Origin of the sequence: Caballeronia choica, assembly GCF_001544535.1 — a bacterium.
GTDB lineage: Bacteria > Pseudomonadota > Gammaproteobacteria > Burkholderiales > Burkholderiaceae > Caballeronia > Caballeronia choica.
Genome location: NZ_FCON02000388.1, coordinates 1 through 2121 on the forward strand (window position 1 = coordinate 1; position 2121 = coordinate 2121).

Sequence of the window (2121 nt, forward strand, 5' to 3'; positions counted from 1 at the left end):
GCGACGCTCGTCGCGCATGGCTTCACCACCGTCGTCATGAAGCGCTCGATCATGACCGAGAAGATCGCGCGGCGCGGGTATCACATCTACCGCGAGTACGGCGTCGATCCGCTGGAGCGGCATCACGTCGACGAGGTCATGTCGCGGACGGTGCAGACGATCGACGCGGACCTGACGGTGCGCGAAGCGCTCGCGACGTTCTTTGGCGTTGCGCAGAGGCATCGCGCGTATCCGGCGGTGCGCGGCGGCGCGGTGATCGGCATGGTCGACCGGGCGACGCTCGAACGCGACCCTGCTTCGAGCGTCGGGGATGCGCTGCGCGGTGCTGCGCCCGTCGTCGCGCTGCCCGGCGAGACCTGCCGGCTGGTCGCGACGCGACTCGCGGTGCATGGCCTTGAGCGGCTGCCGGTCGTGACGGACAACGAAACGCGGCGGCTCGTCGGGATCGTGTCGCGCAGCGATCTGGTCAAGCCGTCGCTTGCTCACTTCGACGAAGAGCACAAGCGCGAGCGGTTCCGGCGCATCGGGCGTGGCGGATCGGCCTTTGCAAAGCGCAGACGCGCCGGGAGCCGGTAGGCGCGCGGCGATCCTCGCCGCTCGCGGCTTCCACGCGCAGGGCGCGCTCCACGACTCTCCTTTTTCCCTCACGCCCCGCCGCCGATAAGCACCAAAACAAGGCACATGCCGATTCGGCCCGCGGGTGCATCTCGTCCAACCATTCCGTGCTATTTCCCCATCCGGCGACTACTCTCAGTCTCAGCCGGAACCGGCCGGGGCGCCTGCACAGCCTTTCATTCGTGAAAGATTAACTTCCGTGCCCGCCGGGCCCCGGGATTTCCCCTGCTTTACACGCAACGCGCGTCGGTATTAAATAAATCAACTTGATTTAATTAATCAGAAAACGACGGTAGTTTCCCGGAGGAGACGCGTGAGAAGCCCCCATATCGGCCAAGGCAGCAACTCGGCCAACGTGCGCCGCTACAACGAGCGCTTGCTGCTGCAAGCGCTGCGCCGCACCGAGCCCGCGTCGAAAGCCGACCTCGCCCGTCACGCGAACCTGACGAGCACGGCCGTCGGCAGCATCATCGCGTCGCTCGGCAAGGCCGGCCTGATCGAATTCACCGGACGGCGCCTCGACGGCCAGCGCGGCCAGCCCGCGTCGCTGATCCGCCTCGACCCGCGCGGTGCGTTCGGCATCGGCGTTCGGCTCAATCGCACGAGCCTGGAGACGGTGCTGGTGAACTTTGCCGGCTCGGTGCTGGCGCGCGCCTCGTACGACATGGTCCTGCCGCATCCGACGGAAGTCCTCGGCATTCTCCAGCGCGACATCCAGGCCATGATGGAACATCTGAGCCCGAGCGAACGCGAACGGCTGGCCGGCGTCGGCCTTGCGCAGCCCTTCAATCTCGGTAGCTGGCTGCGTGAACTCGGCTTGCCGGCCGACACGTTCCGCGCCTGGGACGAAATGGACTTCCCGAGCGAACTCGGCCGCGCACTCGGGCTGCCGGTGTTCAACGAAAACGACGGCAACTCGGCCGCCATCGCGGAACTGTTCTACGGCTGCGGGCGCCACTGCGACGACTTCATCTACCTGTTCCTCGGCTCGGCGATAGGCGCGGGCATCGCGGTCGACGGCGACTGTCTGCGCGGCGTCTCGGGCAACGCGGGCGACATCGCCGTGATGCCGGTGGCGCCGAGCCGCCTGCCGTCGGCGCCGCAGCCGGCCGGGCAGTGGGACATCCTGATTTCGCGCGCGTCGCTCAATGCCCTGGCACGCCACCTGCGCTATTGCGGCGAATCGATCAAGAATCGCGCCGACCTCGAAGACTGCATCGCGCGGCGCCTGCCGGCCGTCGACGAGTGGATCAACGATTGTGTCGACGCACTCGCCCCGGCGCTGCGCTCGATGCTGTGCGTGCTCGACGTGCCGGTCGTGGTGCTCGACGCCGATATCGACGCCGGCCTGCTCGATACGCTGATCGAACGCCTGCGGGCGACGATGGGCGCGAACGCTCCGGAATCGCGCGACGTGCCGGTGCTCGCGCGCGGTTCGTTTGGCCGCGACGCGGGCGCGATCGGCGCCGCGACGCTGCCGATGTTCTTCAACTTTTCTCCGCGCGC

General features: G+C 67.6%; 2 protein-coding genes. Both read left to right on the forward strand.

Translation table 11 applies throughout. From position 1 onward, the window contains the following. Positions 1-576, forward strand: a 576-nt coding sequence (locus AWB68_RS44285; protein ID WP_125483294.1) for a CBS domain-containing protein, incomplete at its 5' end; no start/stop codon positions are given. A 352-nt stretch (positions 577-928) separates the two neighbouring features. Then, positions 929-2121: ROK family transcriptional regulator (locus AWB68_RS44290; RefSeq protein ID WP_087650375.1), on the forward strand; the 1193-nt coding region annotated here is incomplete at its 3' end.